At 65.1% G+C, this 1,515-nt stretch carries 2 protein-coding genes and 1 pseudogene; 1 reads left to right on the top strand and 2 read right to left on the bottom strand.

Annotation, left to right across the window (positions count from 1 at the left end):
- Positions 1–125 precede the first annotated feature (125 nt).
- Positions 126–575 (bottom strand): annotated as a pseudogene (locus ENN83_RS11675) (transposase); the annotation flags it as partial.
- A 381-nt stretch (positions 576–956) separates the two neighbouring features.
- On the opposite strand from ENN83_RS11675, the gene ENN83_RS11670 reads away from it, so the two are divergent.
- Positions 957–1,205, top strand: coding sequence for a hypothetical protein (locus ENN83_RS11670; RefSeq protein WP_287187227.1), 249 nt, complete (start codon positions 957–959; stop codon positions 1,203–1,205).
- 15 nt (positions 1,206–1,220) lie between these two features.
- On the opposite strand, the gene ENN83_RS11665 is transcribed toward ENN83_RS11670, so the two are convergent.
- A partial coding sequence (locus ENN83_RS11665) for a hypothetical protein (protein ID WP_287187226.1) occupies positions 1,221–1,515 on the bottom strand: 295 nt, incomplete at its 5' end.

The raw sequence follows: 1,515 nt of genomic DNA, 5'->3' as shown, positions 1-1,515 counted from the left end.
GTGCCATCGGTCATCGGCCGCCGCAGGAAGTGGAGGAGGCATTCTACGAACAAATGAAAACCCTTGAAAAAGCCGCTTAGGTTTTGAACAAATACGCCTCTCGGAAACCCGGGGCGGTTCACGTCGATGATGGTCGCATCCACCAACGTGCCCGAGCGCAGCGTGATGCCCTTGTCGGCGAGGTGCGTGTTCACATCCGCAAAGATCGTCTCGGTCAGCCCGTGCTGCTCCAGCAGATGGCGGAACTTCAGGATAGTGGTCTCGTCGGGGATGCGGTCGTCGCCCAGCTCGATCCCGGCAAGGCGGCGCATTGCCTCGCTGTCGTAAAGGGTCTCTTCCGCCATCGGGTCGCTCAGGGCATACCAGTTCTACAGGAAATAGACCCGCAGCATCACCTCCAGCGGCATCGGTGGTCGGCCACCCTTCGGCCCGACCTTGGAGTAATGCGGCGCGATCAGCGCGAGCAGCCGACCCCAGGGCACCACCGCGTCCATCTCCGCCAGGAACTGCTCGCGCCGCGTGACCTTCTTCTTCATCGCGTCGCGCAGGCCGGGAAAGGCGGGCTGTTTCGGCATCGGCGGGGCTCCTTGCAGGGATGCCCAAGTCTCCCAGATCAGGCTGAAATCGGCAGGTTTTTCAGACGTTCCTTACGATCTGTCGTCTACGGTTCGTATCGACAAAGATTCACTACGTTAACAGGCCGCTGAAATAGTCCCGCCTCGACAGTTCACGCCGGGCAGTGCCCGGCCCGCCCCCACGGGGCGGGCGCTGCCCTCTGCGCATCGCTCGGCCCCCGGCGCCCGGCGTAGGGTGGGTGCCAACCCACCGCCGCGCCATACCCGGGCCGCCCGGGAGGCCCCCTGCGCCCCTCACGCCCTCGTTATCCCGCCCGACTGACCCGCGACATCGTGTCGCGCATACCCCGCGCGCAATCCACAGCACCGAGGGAGGTCACCATGGATCGACTGAGCATCATGCTTACCCCCGTCACCGGGGCCGTCATCACCGGTTTCATCGTCATCATCCTGTTTTCGCTGGGCTTCTACAGCTGGACCGCGGTCGGCATTGGCGCGGGGATCGGCTGCGTGCTGGCCTGGCCCGCGGCCTTCATCGTCTCACGCCGGATCAAGGAGAACGATCCGTTCTGGCAGGCCGATCGCGTGCGTCTGGGCGGCTTTCCCGGCCCCAACGCCCCGGAAGTCTGACACCAACGGGGGGCGCTACTCCGCCCCCCGCACCGCGTCCGGGTGATCCGCGACGAAACGGTGCAGCACCGCATAAAGCGCCCGTGCATGGTGCAGATCGTCGCCATGCAGCGCCGCGCGGATATCCGAGCTGATCATCGCCAGCGCCTTCAGCGCCCCATGATGGGCATGCATCAGGTAATCCGCCGGCAAGGTGGCATCCGCCTCGGGGATATGCTCGTGCTCGGCGATGGCCGCGATTTCCTCGCGGGTCAGGTCGGTGAAATCCTCGATATCGTCCAGCGTGATCATGGCGCCCCCTCCCTCCGGT

The organism is Rhodovulum sp. (genome assembly GCF_011048875.1).
GTDB lineage: Bacteria > Pseudomonadota > Alphaproteobacteria > Rhodobacterales > Rhodobacteraceae > Rhodovulum > Rhodovulum tesquicola.
Note: the sequence above shows the minus strand (reverse complement) of the source record. Positions and strands in the feature narration are given on the sequence as shown.